The 14,580-nt window shown below is 67.3% G+C and carries 13 protein-coding genes and 2 pseudogenes; 8 read left to right on the forward strand and 7 right to left on the reverse strand.

Features of this window, described 5'->3' with window-relative positions; all coding sequences use genetic code 11:
- Positions 1 to 48: 48 nt before the first annotated feature.
- Complete coding sequence (gene gltX / locus ACWDBE_RS13605) at positions 49 to 1,410, reverse strand: glutamate--tRNA ligase (protein ID WP_449808161.1); 1,362 nt, start codon at positions 1,408 to 1,410, stop codon at positions 49 to 51.
- 189 nt (positions 1,411 to 1,599) lie between these two features.
- Between gltX and ACWDBE_RS13610 the strand changes: the two genes are divergently transcribed.
- A complete protein-coding gene (locus ACWDBE_RS13610; RefSeq protein WP_449808032.1) occupies positions 1,600 to 2,064 on the forward strand; it encodes a GNAT family N-acetyltransferase in 465 nt (154 codons plus the stop codon).
- A 175-nt stretch (positions 2,065 to 2,239) separates the two neighbouring features.
- On the opposite strand, the gene ACWDBE_RS13615 is transcribed toward ACWDBE_RS13610, so the two are convergent.
- Positions 2,240 to 3,052 (reverse strand): TrmB family transcriptional regulator, encoded by an 813-nt coding sequence (locus ACWDBE_RS13615; RefSeq protein ID WP_449808033.1) that lies wholly within the window; start codon positions 3,050 to 3,052, stop codon positions 2,240 to 2,242.
- Positions 3,053 to 3,140: 88 nt separating this feature from the next.
- Between ACWDBE_RS13615 and ACWDBE_RS13620 the strand changes: the two genes are divergently transcribed.
- From ACWDBE_RS13620 to ACWDBE_RS13640, 5 genes and pseudogenes are all read left to right on the forward strand, one after another.
- Entirely contained in the window at positions 3,141 to 3,506 is a 366-nt protein-coding gene (locus ACWDBE_RS13620; protein WP_449808034.1) for a RidA family protein, read from the forward strand.
- Positions 3,503 to 4,681, forward strand: a complete 1,179-nt coding sequence (locus ACWDBE_RS13625; RefSeq protein WP_033355365.1) for an MFS transporter — start codon at positions 3,503 to 3,505, stop codon at positions 4,679 to 4,681. The genes ACWDBE_RS13620 and ACWDBE_RS13625 overlap by 4 nt, the downstream gene beginning before the upstream one ends.
- A pseudogene (locus ACWDBE_RS13630) lies at positions 4,678 to 5,678 on the forward strand (IS481 family transposase). The gene ACWDBE_RS13625 and the pseudogene ACWDBE_RS13630 overlap by 4 nt, the downstream one beginning before the upstream one ends.
- Positions 5,679 to 5,993: 315 nt before the next feature.
- Positions 5,994 to 7,292, forward strand: a complete 1,299-nt coding sequence (serS, locus tag ACWDBE_RS13635) for a serine--tRNA ligase (RefSeq protein ID WP_449808035.1) — start codon at positions 5,994 to 5,996, stop codon at positions 7,290 to 7,292.
- A gap of 250 nt (positions 7,293 to 7,542) precedes the next feature.
- Positions 7,543 to 7,683 (forward strand): hypothetical protein, encoded by a 141-nt coding sequence (locus tag ACWDBE_RS13640; protein ID WP_449808036.1) that lies wholly within the window; start codon positions 7,543 to 7,545, stop codon positions 7,681 to 7,683.
- Between the two features lie 17 nt (positions 7,684 to 7,700).
- On the opposite strand, the gene argS is transcribed toward ACWDBE_RS13640, so the two are convergent.
- A complete protein-coding gene (gene argS, locus ACWDBE_RS13645) occupies positions 7,701 to 9,425 on the reverse strand; it encodes an arginine--tRNA ligase (protein WP_449808037.1) in 1,725 nt (574 codons plus the stop codon).
- Positions 9,426 to 9,770: 345 nt separating this feature from the next.
- Between argS and ACWDBE_RS13650 the strand changes: the two genes are divergently transcribed.
- Positions 9,771 to 10,568 carry a methyltransferase domain-containing protein gene (locus tag ACWDBE_RS13650; RefSeq protein ID WP_449808038.1) on the forward strand — a complete coding sequence of 266 codons (798 nt, stop codon included), beginning with the start codon at positions 9,771 to 9,773 and terminating at the stop codon, positions 10,566 to 10,568.
- Between the two features lie 60 nt (positions 10,569 to 10,628).
- Here ACWDBE_RS13650 and ACWDBE_RS13655 read toward each other — a convergent pair whose 3' ends face one another.
- A complete protein-coding gene (locus tag ACWDBE_RS13655) occupies positions 10,629 to 11,132 on the reverse strand; it encodes an NUDIX hydrolase (RefSeq protein WP_449808039.1) in 504 nt (167 codons plus the stop codon).
- Positions 11,133 to 11,298: 166 nt separating this feature from the next.
- On the opposite strand from ACWDBE_RS13655, the pseudogene ACWDBE_RS13660 reads away from it, so the two are divergent.
- Positions 11,299 to 11,469 (forward strand): annotated as a pseudogene (locus ACWDBE_RS13660) (IS701 family transposase); the annotation flags it as partial.
- Between the two features lie 106 nt (positions 11,470 to 11,575).
- Here the strand turns inward: ACWDBE_RS13660 and ACWDBE_RS13665 are convergent.
- From ACWDBE_RS13665 to ACWDBE_RS13675, 3 genes are read right to left on the reverse strand one after another with little or no spacing between them, the layout of a single operon-like run.
- Entirely contained in the window at positions 11,576 to 12,751 is a 1,176-nt protein-coding gene (locus ACWDBE_RS13665) for a cytochrome P450 family protein (RefSeq protein WP_449808040.1), read from the reverse strand.
- A 2-nt stretch (positions 12,752 to 12,753) separates the two neighbouring features.
- Entirely contained in the window at positions 12,754 to 13,998 is a 1,245-nt protein-coding gene (locus ACWDBE_RS13670) for an MAB_1171c family putative transporter (protein WP_449808041.1), read from the reverse strand.
- Positions 13,999 to 14,016: 18 nt separating this feature from the next.
- The gene (locus tag ACWDBE_RS13675) at positions 14,017 to 14,514 is read right to left on the reverse strand and encodes a regulator component (protein ID WP_449808042.1); all 498 of its coding nucleotides are present in this window, start codon (positions 14,512 to 14,514) and stop codon (positions 14,017 to 14,019) included.
- Positions 14,515 to 14,580: the final 66 nt, after the last annotated feature.

Below are 14,580 nucleotides of genomic sequence, written 5' to 3' on the forward strand. Positions count from 1 at the left end.
CGAGCAGGGCCCGCACACCCACCACCAGGGTGTGCGGGCCCGTCGGCATCACGCCAGCTCGGCCAGAGCCTTGTCCAGGCGCACCAGGGTCCGCTCGCGGCCCAGCACCTCCAACGACTCGAACAGCGGCAGCCCCACCGTCCGGCCGGTCACTGCCACCCGGACCGGCGCCTGGGCCTTGCCCAGCTTCAACCCGAAGACGGCCGCAGTCTCCTCCAGAACCGCCTTGAGCGAGGCCGCGTCCCACTGGGCCTCGGCCAGCCGCCGCCGCGCTTCCCGCAGCAGGTCCGCCGCCCCCTCCTTCATCGCCTTCGCCCACGACGCCTCGTCGCGCACCGGCTCGTCCAGGAACAGGAAGTCGACGTAAGCGGTAATCTCCGACAGTACCGAGATCCTCGTCTGCGCCAGGCCGGCCACGGCGGCGAACTGCGCCGGATCGAACGCTTCCGCCGCCCATGGAGCCCGCGGCGAGGACAGCCATGGCGCGCACGCCGCCACGAACTCGTCTACCGGAAGTGCCCGCAAGTACTCGCCGTTGAACGAGGCCAGCTTCTTGATGTCGAAGAACGCCGAGGAGCCGTTCACGTCCTCGACGCGGAACAGCTGTTCCAGCTCGGCGTACGGACGGATCTCGATGTCGTCCTTCGGGCCCCAGCCCAGCAGCATCAGGTAGTTGACCATTGCGTCCGGCAGGTAGCCCTCGGTCAGGTAGTCCTCCAGCGCCACCTTGTCGCGCCGCTTGGAGAGTTTCTGCCGCTTGTCGTTCACGATGACCGGCAGGTGTGCCCACACGGGGGGCTCGGCGCCCAGAGCGCGCCACAGCAGCTGCTGCTTGGGGGTGTTCGAGAGGTGTTCCTCGCCGCGGATCACCTGGGTGATCCCCTCGTCGAGGTCGTCGACCACGTTGGCCAGCAGGAAGACCGGGCTGCCGTCGCCCCTGGCGATCACGAAGTCCTCGATGGCGGCATTGGGGAACTCGGGGTTGCCGCGGATCAGGTCGACCACCACGGTGGCCCCCTCGTCCGGGGTGCGGAAGCGCAGCGCCCGGCCGGCCTCGAAGCCCAGGCCGCGTTCGCGGCAGAACCCGTCGTAGCCGAGCTGCTGGGAACCGGTGCGCTCGGTCACCTGATCGCGCGTGCAGTCGCAGTAGTACGCGAGGCCGGCCTCGTACAATCCGGCGGCGGCCTCGCGGTGCCGAGCCTCGTTCTCCGACTGGAAATAGGGCCCTTCGAACGCCGGGTCCGCCTTCGAGATGCCGATGGACGCAAGCGCGCTGATGATCCCCTCGGTCCACTCCTCGCGGTTACGAGCCGCATCGGTGTCCTCGATCCGAAGGACGAACTTGCCGCCGCGCTGTCGTGCGGTCGCCCAGTTGTAGAGAGCCGAACGGGCGCCACCGACGTGGAACATGCCAGTGGGGCTCGGAGCGAAGCGGACGCGGACAGGCGAAGAGGCAACAGTCATGCGAACACGGTAGCGGTGCCCGTGGGTTCGAGTTGCCGTTCACCGTGATCGATGTTGACCTGATGATGGACAGGGGCGGCGCTCCGGGCGTCCAGAGGCGTATCGCGAATTCACTCGATCGAAGGATGAGTCGATGTGGATGTACGGAGAGCGACAGGCACTGATGCGCTGTCGATAGCCCACTTCCGCGCGGAGATGATCAAGGCAACCCCGACTGGCCGGTGGTTCGAGGATCTCACCGCCTACCTGATGGATGGACTCACCCGCGCTGAGGACATGGCCGGATTCGTCGTCGACGGGCCAGCCGGCAGTCTCGTCTCGGTAGCACTCGGAAGCATCTACCAAGCGCCGCCAGGGCCGACGTATAGCGGGCGGACTGGGTACGTGCACCTTCTCTGGACGACACCGGGCTACCGCCGCCAAGGGAACGGCAGAGCGGTCACGACCAGGCTCATCGGCTGGTTCTGGGAGCAGGGCTGCGGGTTGGTCAGTCTCAACGCAAGCACTGACGGCGCAGAGCTGTACCGTTCGCTCGGCTTCGAGAAGAACGCGCGCTCCATGAGGCTTTTCGGGCCCGGCAAGGTCGCCAAGCGGCGCTGATCAGCTTCGGTCGCCAGTTTCACGAGGACTGGCGGCAGGGGGCTGCTGAGCTGGCAAGACAGCGATCCGCACCCAGCGCGACGTCACTCAGGGTGATCGGCTCAAATCTAGATGTTGCTGGCCATGACGTTGTTGACGCTGAGCAGGGCTGGCAGCCGAGTGCGCGGAGCCGTTCTTACGGCGTGACCGTGCGGTTCATCGCCTGCATGTTGGGTGTGGTGAGCAGTTCGGTGTAGGCGGCGGGGCTCATGGCGTTGATCATGAGGCGTCCGGAAACATCGGCTTTGACGTACTCGATCGCCAGCAGTGCGATGACCGGGTTGGTGGTGAGGGTGGCCTGGTCCGGGGTGCGGTCGCCGAACTCGGCCACGACGGCATCGTTGTCGTCTGCCACGACGACGGCGAGGCGGCGGCCGGAGAGACGCAGGCGCGCGCTCGCACCGCATTCGGCCATGTCGTAGGTGTGTGGCCCGGTCAGGGTGCGAGTGCCGTAGATCGCGACGTGGGTCTCGATGCCGCGGCCGGACGCTGCCTCGAGGAGCGGACCGAGTTGGTCGAGCTCGTCGTCCCAGACGCCGGCGAACACCGTGCGCTTGGCTTGCTCGATGGTGCGCGCAAAAGCTTGCACGATGGCATGGCTGCCGCTGAGCGACCAGACCAGTCCGGGTTCCTGTTCGTTCGGTAGCTGGTCGAGGGCGGTTTCGGCTGCGGCGAGGTCGGCGTCGAAGCGTTCGCGCAGCTCTTTCAGCAGCGCGGTGTGCGGGATGGCGGTGTAGCGCACGGGCTCGGAGCGGTTGACGAGGACGGTCCCGCGGACTTCGAGCCGGGAGAGGGTTTCGTACACCTTGGACGGCGGCATGCCGGCCCGCCGTCCAACCTCGGCTCCGGTGAGGGCGGCCTGCCCGACGAGGGCGGCGTATGCCTGCGCTTCGTACTGGGTGAAGCCCAGGCGGGTGAGTGAGGCGACGAGTTCGCTGGCGGCGGGCATGGCATGGATTCTACCAACTTGCGCATCGACTAACTACCAGGGTAGTAGTTAGACCCAACTTACTACCCGAGTAGTTGGAGATGTTCAGATGCGCAAGCTGGTCAGCACGGGATCACCGTGGGAGTCGAAGGTCGGATACTCGCGTGCCGTGGTCGTAGGGGATGTGATCTTCATCTCCGGCACCGCCGGAGAAGGCGAGGACGTCTACGCGCAGACGCGTGATGCCCTCGCCACGATCGAGAAGGTTCTCATCGAGAACGGCTTCGCTCTGGCGGATGTCGTCCAGAGCCGCCTGGTGGTGGCGGACTTCGAGCACTGGGGGGACGCCGCCCGCGCCCACGGCGAGGTCTACGGCGAGATCCGGCCCGCATTCTCCCTCGTGCATGCCCTGCCGTTCGTGGAAGACAGGATCCTCGTGGAGGTCGAGGCTGTGGCTGTGCGGGCCTCGGCGTGACCGAGCAGACTGCCGGCGCGCAGCTGTCGGGCACCGCGGTGGCGGTGCTCGCAGCCGCCGCCGGCGGCGCGATCGCCAACGACTACGTCCTGCAACCGGCGCTTGCGCAGATCGCCATGGACTTCCGTGCCCCGCTCAGCCTGATCACGATCGTGGCCTCAGCCGCCATGGCCGGCTACCTCATCGGCCTGGCCCTCCTGGTGCCGCTGGCCGACCGAATCAGCCCCCGCGCCCTCATAGGCACGCAGCTGCTCGCCTTGTCGGCCGCCCTGGCCCTGGCGGCTGCCGCGCCGAACCCGAGCGTGCTGATCGGATGCTTCGTCCTCGTCGGCGCGCTGACCACCGTGGCCGCCCAGTCCAGTGCGGTCGTGGGCAAGCACTCCCATCCCACACGGCGCGGGGCACGCATGGGCGTCGTCTCAGCCGGAATCTCGGCTGGCATCCTGCTCAGCCGCTTCGCCGGCGGCCTGCTCACCGACTGGATCGGCTGGCGCGGCGCCCTTCTCACCTTCTCCGCATTGGTCGCAGCATCAGCCGTGGCCGTCATCCCGCTCTTGCCCACCGCACCGCCACACCGCCACGCGAGCTACCTCGCTTCCCTCCGGACACTGCCAGCCCTGCTGCGCACCTTCCCAAAGCTGCGCCGAGCGACCGCCGCCGGCATGCTCTGGTTCTTCGCCTTCAACCTCATCTGGGTCGGGCTCGCCCTCCACCTCGCCCAGCCGCCATTCGGCCTCAGTGCCGCCATGATCGGGCTCTACAGCCTTGCCGGCATCCTGGGTCTGATCGTCACCCGCCTCGCCGGGCGCCTCACCGATCGTTTCGGCAACCGCGCCGTCGTCATCACGGGGCTGGCGGTCGCGGCGGTATCAGCGCTCGCGCTCACCTTCACGCTCGGCAGCCCCGTCTTCACCGCGGCCGCCCTCGCTTTCTTCGACGCCGGGTGCTTCGCCGCCCAAGTCGCCAACCAAGCCGGAATCGTCGCGATCGACCCGAGCCGCTCCGGCACTCTCAACGCCACCTACCTCACCCTGTACTACGCCGCAGGCGCGATCGGCACCGCCACCGCGGGAAGCGTCGTGACCGCCCTCGGCTGGCCTGCCCTCACACTGTTCGCGATGGCAGCGGCCGCGATCGCCGCATGCCTCGCTGTGCCCCGAGCCCGGATACGATGACGCACCACAACGCACCCCTGACCCCGGAAGGCCGCAAACGGCTCATCGAGCGCTGCCGCACCCGCCCGATCGCGCACGTCGCAGCCGAGATGGGCATCTCCCGCGCGACCGCCTCGAAATGGGTGAACCGCTACCGCCGATACGGCGAGCTCGGCCTTGCGGATCGCTCCTCTGCCCCAGGTCGGCAACCGACGGCCACGCCCGGAAGACTCGTGGAGCGGATCGAGTCCACGAGACGCGAGCACAAATGGCCAGCATCCCGTATCGCTTTCGAACTCGAACAAGCCGGCACCCCGGTCAGCCGCCGCACCGTCACCCGGCTGCTCGCACAGCTCGGCCTGAACCAGCGGAAGTTCATCGACCCCAATGGCGAGACGAACCGCGAACGCAGCGCATCACTGCGGAGCGGCCGGGCCACATGGTCCATATCGACGTGAAGAAGGTCGGCCGTATCCCCGACGGTGGCGGCTGGCGTGTACACGGAAAGGGTAGCGAGTAGGCCAAAGCGGTAGACCGCACCAAGAAACGCGGCACGAGAACCGGATACGTGTTCCTGCACTCCGCAATCGACGGCTATTCGAGACTCGCCTACACCGAAGCACTCCCTGACGAGAAAGCGGCAACGGCAGTCGAGTTCCTCGACCGTGCCCGGACATGGTTCGCTGACCACGGCATCACGACGATCGAGCGGATCGTGACCGACAACGGCGCCTGCTACCGCGCCCACGCCTTCCGCGACGCGATGGCCGGGAGCCGCCACCAGCGCATCACCCCGTACACACCACGCCACAACGGCAAAGTCGAACGCTACAACCGTATCCTCGCCGAAGAGTTCCTCTACGCCCGCACCTGGCACTCAGAACAAGAGCGCGCCGACGCTCTGGCGACCTGGAACCGGCACTACAACTACCACCGACCCCAAGGAGCGCACGGCGGACGACCGCCCGCATCACGAACCCCAGCACGCGTCAACAACGTCCTGGCCTCATACATCTAGACGCGGCAATTCTGCGTTGCTCGCGGTGCCCGAGCGTCCTATCCTCTGGGCAATGCGCTGACGGAGACAAGTAGCCGCAGGGCACGCGAGCCGAGAGAGCTGCCGGCAGCTGGGAAGGCAGTCTCGCGTCCTACGGTGAATCCCCTCCCGAGTGCGGGGAGGAACGGTCGGCTGCGGCCCAAATGCCCCGCCGGTTCGCTCCCGTTATCGAGCTGTCGAGGCCGTCACCTCCGGATGACGGCGAAGGCGTGGTGGCACCGCGAGTTCCCTTCTCGCCCACGCTCCCAAGGGATCACGTCGCACTCCGACTGATCGATGGGACCCGAAATGCTGGACATCACCGTGATCCGCGAACGCCCCCAGCGCGTCGAGCGCGCAATGGCGAAGCGAGCCGTTCACATCGACCTCAACGCCTTCCTCGCCCTGGACGAGAAGTACCGGCACGGCACGACCGAGGTCGAGACGCTTCGCGCCGAGCGCAAGCAGATCTCTCGCGAGATCGCGCGGCTCGACCCGGCGGACCCAGCCGCCGTCGCCAAGCGCACCGAGGCAACCGAACTCGGTACCCGCCTTGCCGCACTCGAAGAGCAGCTCACCGCCCTGGCCAGCGAGCGCCAGGCGTTCCTCGACCAGCTGCCCAACCTGCCCGACGAGGACGTGCCGACCGGTGGCAAGGAGCAGAATCAGGTCGTCCGCGAGCACGGCACTCGTCCGGACTTCGACTTCGAGCCGCACAACCACGTCGATCTGGCCCGCCGACTCGGGCTGATCGACTACGAGCGCGGCGTCAAGCTCGCCGGCACCGGCAACTGGGTCTACCGAGGCAACGGCGCCCTCCTCGAATGGGCGCTGCTCAACTTCTTCATCGAGACCCACGTTCAGGACGGCTACGAGCTAATCCTGCCGCCCCACCTGCTGACCTATCAGGCTGGTTACGCCGCAGGCCAGTTCCCCAAGTTCGCCGAGGACGTCTTCGCACTCGAACAGGGTCCGGCCGGGCCGCAGCGGTTCCTGCTGCCGACCTCGGAGACCGCCCTGGTCAACCTCCACCGCGACGAGGTCCTGACGGAGGACGAACTTCCGCGCAAGTACGTCGCCTACTCGCCCTGCTACCGGCGCGAGGCCGGAAGCTACCGCGCCGCCGACCGTGGAACCCTTCGCGGCCACCAGTTCAACAAGGTCGAGATGTTCCAGTTCGCGCACCCCGACGCCTCCGACGCCGCCCACGAGGAACTCCTGACCAAGGCGGCCAACTTGGTCGAGGCACTCGGCCTGCACCACCGAATCACCCGGCTGGCCGCCGAGGACACCAGCGCCTCGATGGCCAAGACCTTCGACGTCGAGGTCTGGCTGCCCAGCATCGACGGCTATGTCGAGGTGAGCTCGGTGTCGAACGCCCGGGACTACCAGGCCCGGCGCGGCAACATCCGCTACCGCGCCGCAACAGGAAAGCCCGGCTACGTGCACACCCTTAACGGCTCCGGGCTGGCTACCAGCCGCCTGGTGCCGGCCCTGCTGGAACAGCACCAGCAGCCGGACGGCACCGTCGCGGTGCCGTCGGTGCTGCAACGCTGGCTCGGCTGCAAGTCCTTGACCCCGGCAGCACCTAGGTAGTCGTACCGCCGGCAGGCCCGGAACAGCACATCCGGCGAGTGGACTACACCCGGTCCCGCACAGGTCGGCGATGCGGGACACATGGCCGTTACGGCCGTCTGGGAGATGGTGCGCGCGGACATCGACGTATTCACGGACCAGGCGCGCCAGACCCTCAGCGCCAACAGTCGGCGACGCAACTGGAGAAGGATCCGACCGAACGCAGTCGCACGATCCGCCGGGTCCCCATCATGCGCCTCAAGGAGGCGCTGTGGAGCGGGGTGCATCGGTGATCGACGTCTACCGTACGGCGCTCGACTACGGGGTGGAAAGCGTCGAGGAGTACGACCGGCGGTACCGGTCGTACTCCTCGACGGAGCTGATCAACTGGCGCCCTGCCCCACCGCGGTAGCCGGTGGGGCAACCGCGTCACATCTGGTTGGGCGCGTCGATCCCGAGCACTTCCAGGCCGAGCGCCAAGGTCCGCGCGGTGAGGTCGCACAGCGCCAATCGGCTCTGCCGGATGTCACCCTCGGCACGGAGCACATGGCACTTCTCGTAGAACGACGTGAAGGTGCTGGCCAGCCCGTAGAGGTAGTGCGCGAGCCGGTGGAACTCCAGGTTCTCCGCGATCTCGGAGATCAGGGTGCCGAAGCCGAGCAACTCCAGTGCCAGGGCACGCTCGGCCGGCTCCGCGATGACCAATGTGTCGATGGTGCGGTCGGGCTCGACCCCGGCGCGGCGGAAGATCGAGCAGATCCGGGCCCGTGCGTATTGCAGGTAGGGGGCTGTGTTGCCCTCGAACGAGAGCATCCGGTCGTAGTCGAAGACATAGTCCTTGAGGCGGTCGGTCGACAGATCGGAGTACTTGACCGCGCCGATCCCCACAGCCCGCGCAACGGCGGCACGGGTCTCCTCGTCCAGCTCCGGGTTCTTCTCCGCGATGACGGCAGAGGCCCGGATGATCGCCTCCTCCAGGAGGTCGACGAGCTTAACGGAGATGCCGGCGCGGGTGCGCAGCATCTTGCCGTCACTGCCGAGGATCGAGCCGTGGCCGATGTGCTCGGCACGGGTCGGCGGGGCGAGCCAGCCGGCCTCGCGGGCGGTCTCATAGACCATCTCGAGGTGCTGGTGCTGGGGCAGGCCAACGACGTAGAGCAGCCGGGTGGCGTGCAGGTTCTTCAGGCGGTGCCGGATGGTGGCGAGGTCTGTGGCGCCGTAGCCGAACCCGCCGTCGCCCTTCTGGACGATGATCGGCAGCGGGTCGCCGTTGCGGTTGAGGTAGTCGCCGGGGAAGACGCACTTGGCGCCTTCACTGTCACGGAGCAGCCCGAGCTCGTCCAACTCGTCCAGAACCGACTGGAGCTGGTCGTTGTAGTAGCTCTCCCCGAAGAAGTCATCCTCGTTCAGGCGCACGCCCAACGTGCTGTAGACGGTGAGGAAGTACTTCTTCGACTCGTTGACCAGGGTGCGCCACAGGCGCAGCGTGGTCTCGTCCCCACTTTGTAGCAGAACCACGCGCTTGCGGGCCCGGTCCTTGAAGGTCTCGTCGGTGTCGAACTTCGTGCGAGCGGCCCGGTAGAAGCCGTTGAGGTCACCTACGGACAGCTCGTGGGCGGCCTCGGACTCGCCGATGTCCAGGAGGTGTTCGACGAGCATGCCGAACGGCGTGCCCCATTCCCCGATGTGGTTCTGGCGGATCACCGTGTGCCCCTGCCATTCGAGCAGGCGTACGGCGGCGTCGCCGATGATCGTCGACCGGAGGTGGCCGACGTGCATCTCCTTGGCGGCGTTCGGGGCCGAGTAGTCGATAGTGATCGTCTCGGGGGCCTCGACCTGCGAAACGCCCAGACGGGCGTCATCGAGCGTATCGGCCAGCAACTGGCCGAGGAGCTCGTCGGAGATGGTCAGGTTGATGAAACCCGGTCCGGAGATCTCCACGGACGAGCACAGATCGTCGAGCTTGGCCTTTGCTACCACCTGCGCGGCGATCTCGCGCGGGTTGCCGCCGATCTCGCGGACGAGGGGCAGGGCGGCGTCGGACTGGAAGTGCGCGTGCCGGGATCGTCGGAGGAGGGGGTCCACGGAAGTTCCCGCCACTGCCTCGAACGCCGACTTGAGCCGCTGACCCAGCAGCTCTTCCAGGTTAGCCATTTCAAAAATCTAGCCGAGCCGAAGGAGAGGCGTCCAATCCCAGCCGCAGATCTGACGAGGAGTAGATCCGGCGATCGCCCTCTTGTTGCTGCAGAGCCCGACTGCCCTACCAGCTGTCGGGCTCGCCGCTGCGAAATCATCCGGACGGGCCGCGGCAAGGGTCGATGATTGACCGTCAAGGACGTATAGCTTATGAATCACCACAGGTCAGAACTGCCCGAGATGTCATGGCCGGTACCGCCCTCCGCTCACCCAGAACAGCCGTCGCGCTACTGGCCGGCGGTGAGAAATCCGTGCTTCCGGCTTCACGCAGCCGGTCACCGTTCTTCTTGCAAGGATGGTCAGTTGTCCGCTGCCCGCAGCACCGATGGAGAAGCCGGGATGTCCGAAGAGGATGAGCCAATTCACCATCACCTGGTCGACTCGGCGAAACCACCGCCAAACGGGCGAGTGATCGATCTCGGCTGTGGAAGGGGACCCACGCTGGCGGCCTTCGCCCGTCGGTTCCCGACAGTGCATCTGACCGGCGTCGATCGCTCTGCCGCAAGTGTCGAAGCAGCCCGGGAGCTGCTTGCTGATCACGCCGGCGGTAGCGAAGTTCTGGTGACGGACCTCCGCCAGCCCGTTCCCCTGCCAGATGGCTGTGCTGATGCGGTTGTCTCGTACAACGTGCTCGAGTGCCTTCCGGACGCGCCTGCGTTCCTCGCGGAGACCTGGCGGCTACTCAAACCTGGCGGCCGCGCGGTCGTGGCGCACGTGGACTTCGACTCGATCGTGATTGCAGGGGCGCACCGCGACCTGGACAGACGGATCTGCCATGCCTTCACCGATGATCAGCAGCAGTGGATGGATCACGCGGATGGACGAATTGGCCGGAAGCTGCCCGGGCTGGTCCGGGCATCGCCGTTGGTCTCGGAGCGGGTTGCCACCTGGGTCACGTCCTCAACTGAGCTGGTCGGCCAAGCAGCACGGCGCATCGAGAACATGAGGCAAGCGCTGACCCACACAGCCTCTCGGGGAAAGGGCCTTGTAGACATCGAGGAGGTCGAGGCATGGCACACGGCGGTGCAGGAGGCGGCTGCGGGCGCGCGGTTCTTCTTCGCTGAGACGGCAGTAGTCGTAACTGCCAAGCGTCTGGCGTAGTGTGAGGCGCGCTACTCCAGCCGTAGATCGTGATCTTCGTGTGGTGGCCACTGGCTGGCATCACCAGCGGGCGACGAGCGTCTCCTCCTTGCCCCGGTTGCGGTACAACCAAGTGGTTCCTGGCGCGACACCCCCGGTCAGATAGCCAACGATGGGCTCCCGCTGCGTTGCGCTGTCCAGCTCGCCGAGCAGCTTCAGGGCGTCGGGCAGGGGGAAGAAGGCGGCCTGTTTGATGTCCTCGTCCTCCGGCGCGACGTTCCCCGACCACTCGTCGATCTCGAAAGCAGCTGCCAACGCCGAAGGGTACTGCTGGGAGTCGATGTGCATGAGGAATGCGGTGCGCACTGGGTCGCCCACCAGCAGCCCGGTCTCCTCCTGTAGCTCGCGCCGGAGGGCTTCGTGCATGAGCTCGCCGTCCTCGACCCCGCCACCGGGGAGGGACCAGAGAATCTCGCCGTCGGCGCCGAGGTTCTCTCGCACGAGCAGGATCTCGTTGCCTCTGCGGACGATGCCAATGACCAGCTGTACCCGGGGTACTGGGGTCTTCGAAACGTCTACCGTCATGCCACAGACCGTACGTGATGGCCAGTCCGCCGGTATTCAGGGCCGACGCGAAGACGGCTGCGGCCACCGGTGATCACCGCAAGTTGTGTGGACAAACGAAGATCAGGCGGTGGCCGCAGGTCACAGCGTGGTGCCTGCCCGATGGCGGTCGATGTTCGACCAGGCGATGGACCGGATCGCTGGCCGGTTTGCCCGGGTCGAACCCCGACGCCGAGCACGGGCGTTGGTGCTGGGCCTGCTGTCTGACCTGCCGCGCAAGAACTGCTGGACTCTGGCCGAGCACGCGGGCGACGCCACCCCGGACGGCATGCAGCACCTGCTGCACCGGGCGAAGTGGGGCAGGCGGGTCTATGAGGCTCCGCGACGCCGGAGCATCCAACGGTAGCCCCGTTTGCAGCTTCGGAAAGCGCAGTAGGCCACCACAATGCCCTTGCCCGCTCCGCTCACGGTATGACTGGCAGGGACTCCAGTCCTCGCATCAACCGTGTGTGCCGCCAGCGCAGTTTGCTGTTGGGGATGGCGAGGTGAAGCTGTGGAAAGCGCGTGATGAGTGCCCGAAGCGCGATCTCGCCCTCCGCCCGTGCCAGCGGAGCGCCGAGGCATCGGTGAATGCCGTGCCCGAACGCGAGGTGGCCCTGGGCGTCGCGGTCGAGGTCGAGTCGGTCCGGCTCGGGGAAGCGGGCGGGGTCGCGGTTGGCGGCGCCGGGCGCGATCAGCACCGGTGAGCCTGCCGGGATCTCCGTGCCACCGAGGCTGATCGCTTCGGTGGTGAACCGGAAGGTGGCCGTGCTCAGCGGAGAGTCGAGCCGAAGAAGCTCGTCGATGGAGGCCTCGACGAGGTCGGGTCTCTCGCGCAAGCGGTGAAGTGCGTCGGGGGCCTGGAGCAGTGCGAGGAGGCCGTTGCCGATCAGGTTGGTGGTGGTCTCGTGGCCGGCTACCAGCAGGAGCACCGCGAGGGATACGAGTTCGTCCTCGCTGAGCTTGTCCTGGCCGTCGCGGGCGCGGATCAGGTCGTGGAGCAGGCTGTCGTCGGGCGTACGGCGCTTGGCGGCGATGAGGTCGGCCATGTAGTCGGCGACGGCGTGCGAGGCGGCGTCGATCCGGTCGGGTTGCCCGGCGGCGAACAGGTCGTTCGACCATCGGCGGACCGACTCCCGGTCGGTCTCTGGTACTCCCAGGAGCTGGCAGATCACGGTGACGGGGAGTGGGACGGCGAAGGTCTCGATGACGTCGACTTGTTCGCCGGGCGTCCAGTGGTCGAGCAGTTCGTCGACCACGTTCTCGATGTACGGGCGCAGGCGGTCAACCGCACCGGGGGTGAACGCCTTCGTGACCAAGCGCCGCAGCCTGGTGTGGCCTGGCGGATCGGTGGCCAGCATGCTTTGCGATACGGCTGGGTGGAGGTTGCGCCCCGTCTCCTTGCCGGCGAAGAAGCGCTTCGTGTCCTTTGACAGCCGCGGGTCAGCGAGCGCCTGCTTCGCCTCGGCGTAGCCCGTCACCACGTAGCCAGCCTTGTGCCCGGCGCCTGGGAGCTTCTGCACGGCTCCGTTGCGCCGGAGCGCCGCGTACGTCGGGTACGGATCCCGGAAGAAGCCGGGGTCCTGGAAGGGATTGCTCATGGTCATCCGTTCGCGGTCTCGGGAACCAAGTGGGGCTGTCGTACGGATCGGACGATGCTGCTCGCGGCGTAGGCCCGCGCGACCGAGCGTAGCCAGGCCGTCTCGGCGCGGAGGTCTCCCGCGCGGGCCTCGGTGCCGGGGGCCTGAGGAGCACGCTCGGGTTCGGGGCAGCCACCGCCGACCATCGTCCGCAGGGCGACGGCCAGCACCGCAGCCTCGACCACGGCGCCACCCTCGGCCGAGCCGGCGAGTCCATGGCGTTCCACCTCTCTGGTTGCCTCCTGCTGAGCCGCGAGCGACCGGTAGGGCCGGAGAGTGAGGACGGCGTCGCTGATCTCAACGACTCGGCGCTGCAGGAGGAAGTCGGCTTCGGCCGTGCCGGCGTCCGGTTGGAGGACGAGTCCGGGCATCGCGGCGGTGAGGTCGAGCCAGAGCGGCTCGAGGTCGGCGAGCGACCGAAGCTCCCAGCGCTGCTGGAGGTAGCGCGTCAGCGGCCAGAGGAGCGCCGGGAGGGTCAAGCCCAAGGTGATGAGCAGCACGCTGACTGCTGGAGCGGTGACAGCGAAGGCACAGTTCACCGGAGTGATCAGGCTCGTGCAGCGGTCATGCCCGGGGATCGCTTCCCAACCGAGGGTCGCTGCAACGGCATTGATCGTCTTGTACGTCGTGTAGACGAGAGCGAAGACGCAGCCGACGGCGGTGGTCCGAAGCCCGACTCGCTGGCTGGTGCGCGTGGCGGTGCGCGACCGGGTCCAGGTCTGGGCGAGGCAGTCGAAGATCGCGTAGGCGAGGAAGCAGATGTAGGCCAGCGAATACAGGTGCAGGGTGACGGGGGCTTCGTCGAGGGAGCCTTGACGCTCGGAAGCGCTCCACACGAGAGAGGGCGGCGTGAGCGCGAAAGCCGCTGTCATCGTCGCGACGGCCAGGGCTAGGAGCCGGAGACGGATCCGGAGCCGGCGGCGGGCCTCCGCAGCGGGGTAATTGAGGAAGAGCAGGACCGAGGTCACACTCGCTGCCGCGGAAAGGGTCGCGGAGTTGCTCACCAGCCGGGAGAAGTCGAGCGCGATTGAGTCCTCCAGCTTGCGAACCACCGGAGCGTAGGCGCTGAATGCAACGGCGAAGCAGGCGAGGAAGGCGGACATGCTCATTGTGCCGGCCGGGCGCTGGCCAGCTCGGCGTCTGAGCGCCCAGTAGAGGGAAGCTGCCAGCAGGAGGATGGGCATCCCGCCGAAGATGGCGCTGATCACGTGAGTTCCTTGGAAGGGTCAGGAGAAGATGGCGTCCCAGCGCTCGTCAGCTCGAGCCGGACGAGGCGATGGGTGGAGCCTCTCGCGGTAGGCGCGCTGGCGGATGAGCGTGGCCAGGAGTTCGGCCTCGCGCTCGTCTGCCGTGGTGTAGGTGGTACGGCCCGACATCCGCAGCGCGAGTGTCGGGTTGAACCCGATGCTCTCGGCGACGCCGTCGCCCAGAGCCAGGGAACCCGGGTGGTCGCAGAGGATGTGGCTGATCTCGTGCGCCAGGATGTGCATCTGGTGCGCGGCGGATGTGCCCTGCTCGACGAAGAGCAGGTCGGCCGACGGCGTCTCGACTCGGATGCCGCACGGCGTGGAGTTGCCGGCGTCTGCCGGGAGCCGGCGGAAGACGATCGGCTTGCCCCGCAGGGTGGCTACCGCTTCGCGGAGTTGCTGGGTGCCAAAGCGATGGGGCAGTTCGAGGAGGGCGAGGCGCTGCTCGCATGCAGCTCGGAGCTGGCTGCTGTCCATGGTCACCCCTGGAAGAAGACGAGCCTGTTGCGGAACCCGTACAGGACGTGGTCGGGCGATCAGCAC

The sequence above is a fragment of the Kitasatospora sp. NPDC001132 genome (assembly GCF_053598415.1).

Bases quoted from the DNA above. Each gene is read 5' to 3' on its own strand.
- gltX (WP_449808161.1), bottom strand. From the start codon at position 1,410: ATGTTCCACGTCGGTGGCGCCCGTTCGGCTCTCTACAACTGGGCGACC.
- ACWDBE_RS13615 (WP_449808033.1), bottom strand. From the start codon at position 3,052: ATGCCCGCCGCCAGCGAACTCGTCGCCTCACTCACCCGCCTGGGCTTC.
- ACWDBE_RS13620 (WP_449808034.1), top strand. From the start codon at position 3,141: ATGCGCAAGCTGGTCAGCACGGGATCACCGTGGGAGTCGAAGGTCGGA.
- serS (WP_449808035.1), top strand. From the start codon at position 5,994: ATGGGACCCGAAATGCTGGACATCACCGTGATCCGCGAACGCCCCCAG.
- argS (WP_449808037.1), bottom strand. From the start codon at position 9,425: ATGGCTAACCTGGAAGAGCTGCTGGGTCAGCGGCTCAAGTCGGCGTTC.
- ACWDBE_RS13655 (WP_449808039.1), bottom strand. From the start codon at position 11,132: ATGACGGTAGACGTTTCGAAGACCCCAGTACCCCGGGTACAGCTGGTC.
- ACWDBE_RS13665 (WP_449808040.1), bottom strand. From the start codon at position 12,751: ATGAGCAATCCCTTCCAGGACCCCGGCTTCTTCCGGGATCCGTACCCG.
- ACWDBE_RS13675 (WP_449808042.1), bottom strand. From the start codon at position 14,514: ATGGACAGCAGCCAGCTCCGAGCTGCATGCGAGCAGCGCCTCGCCCTC.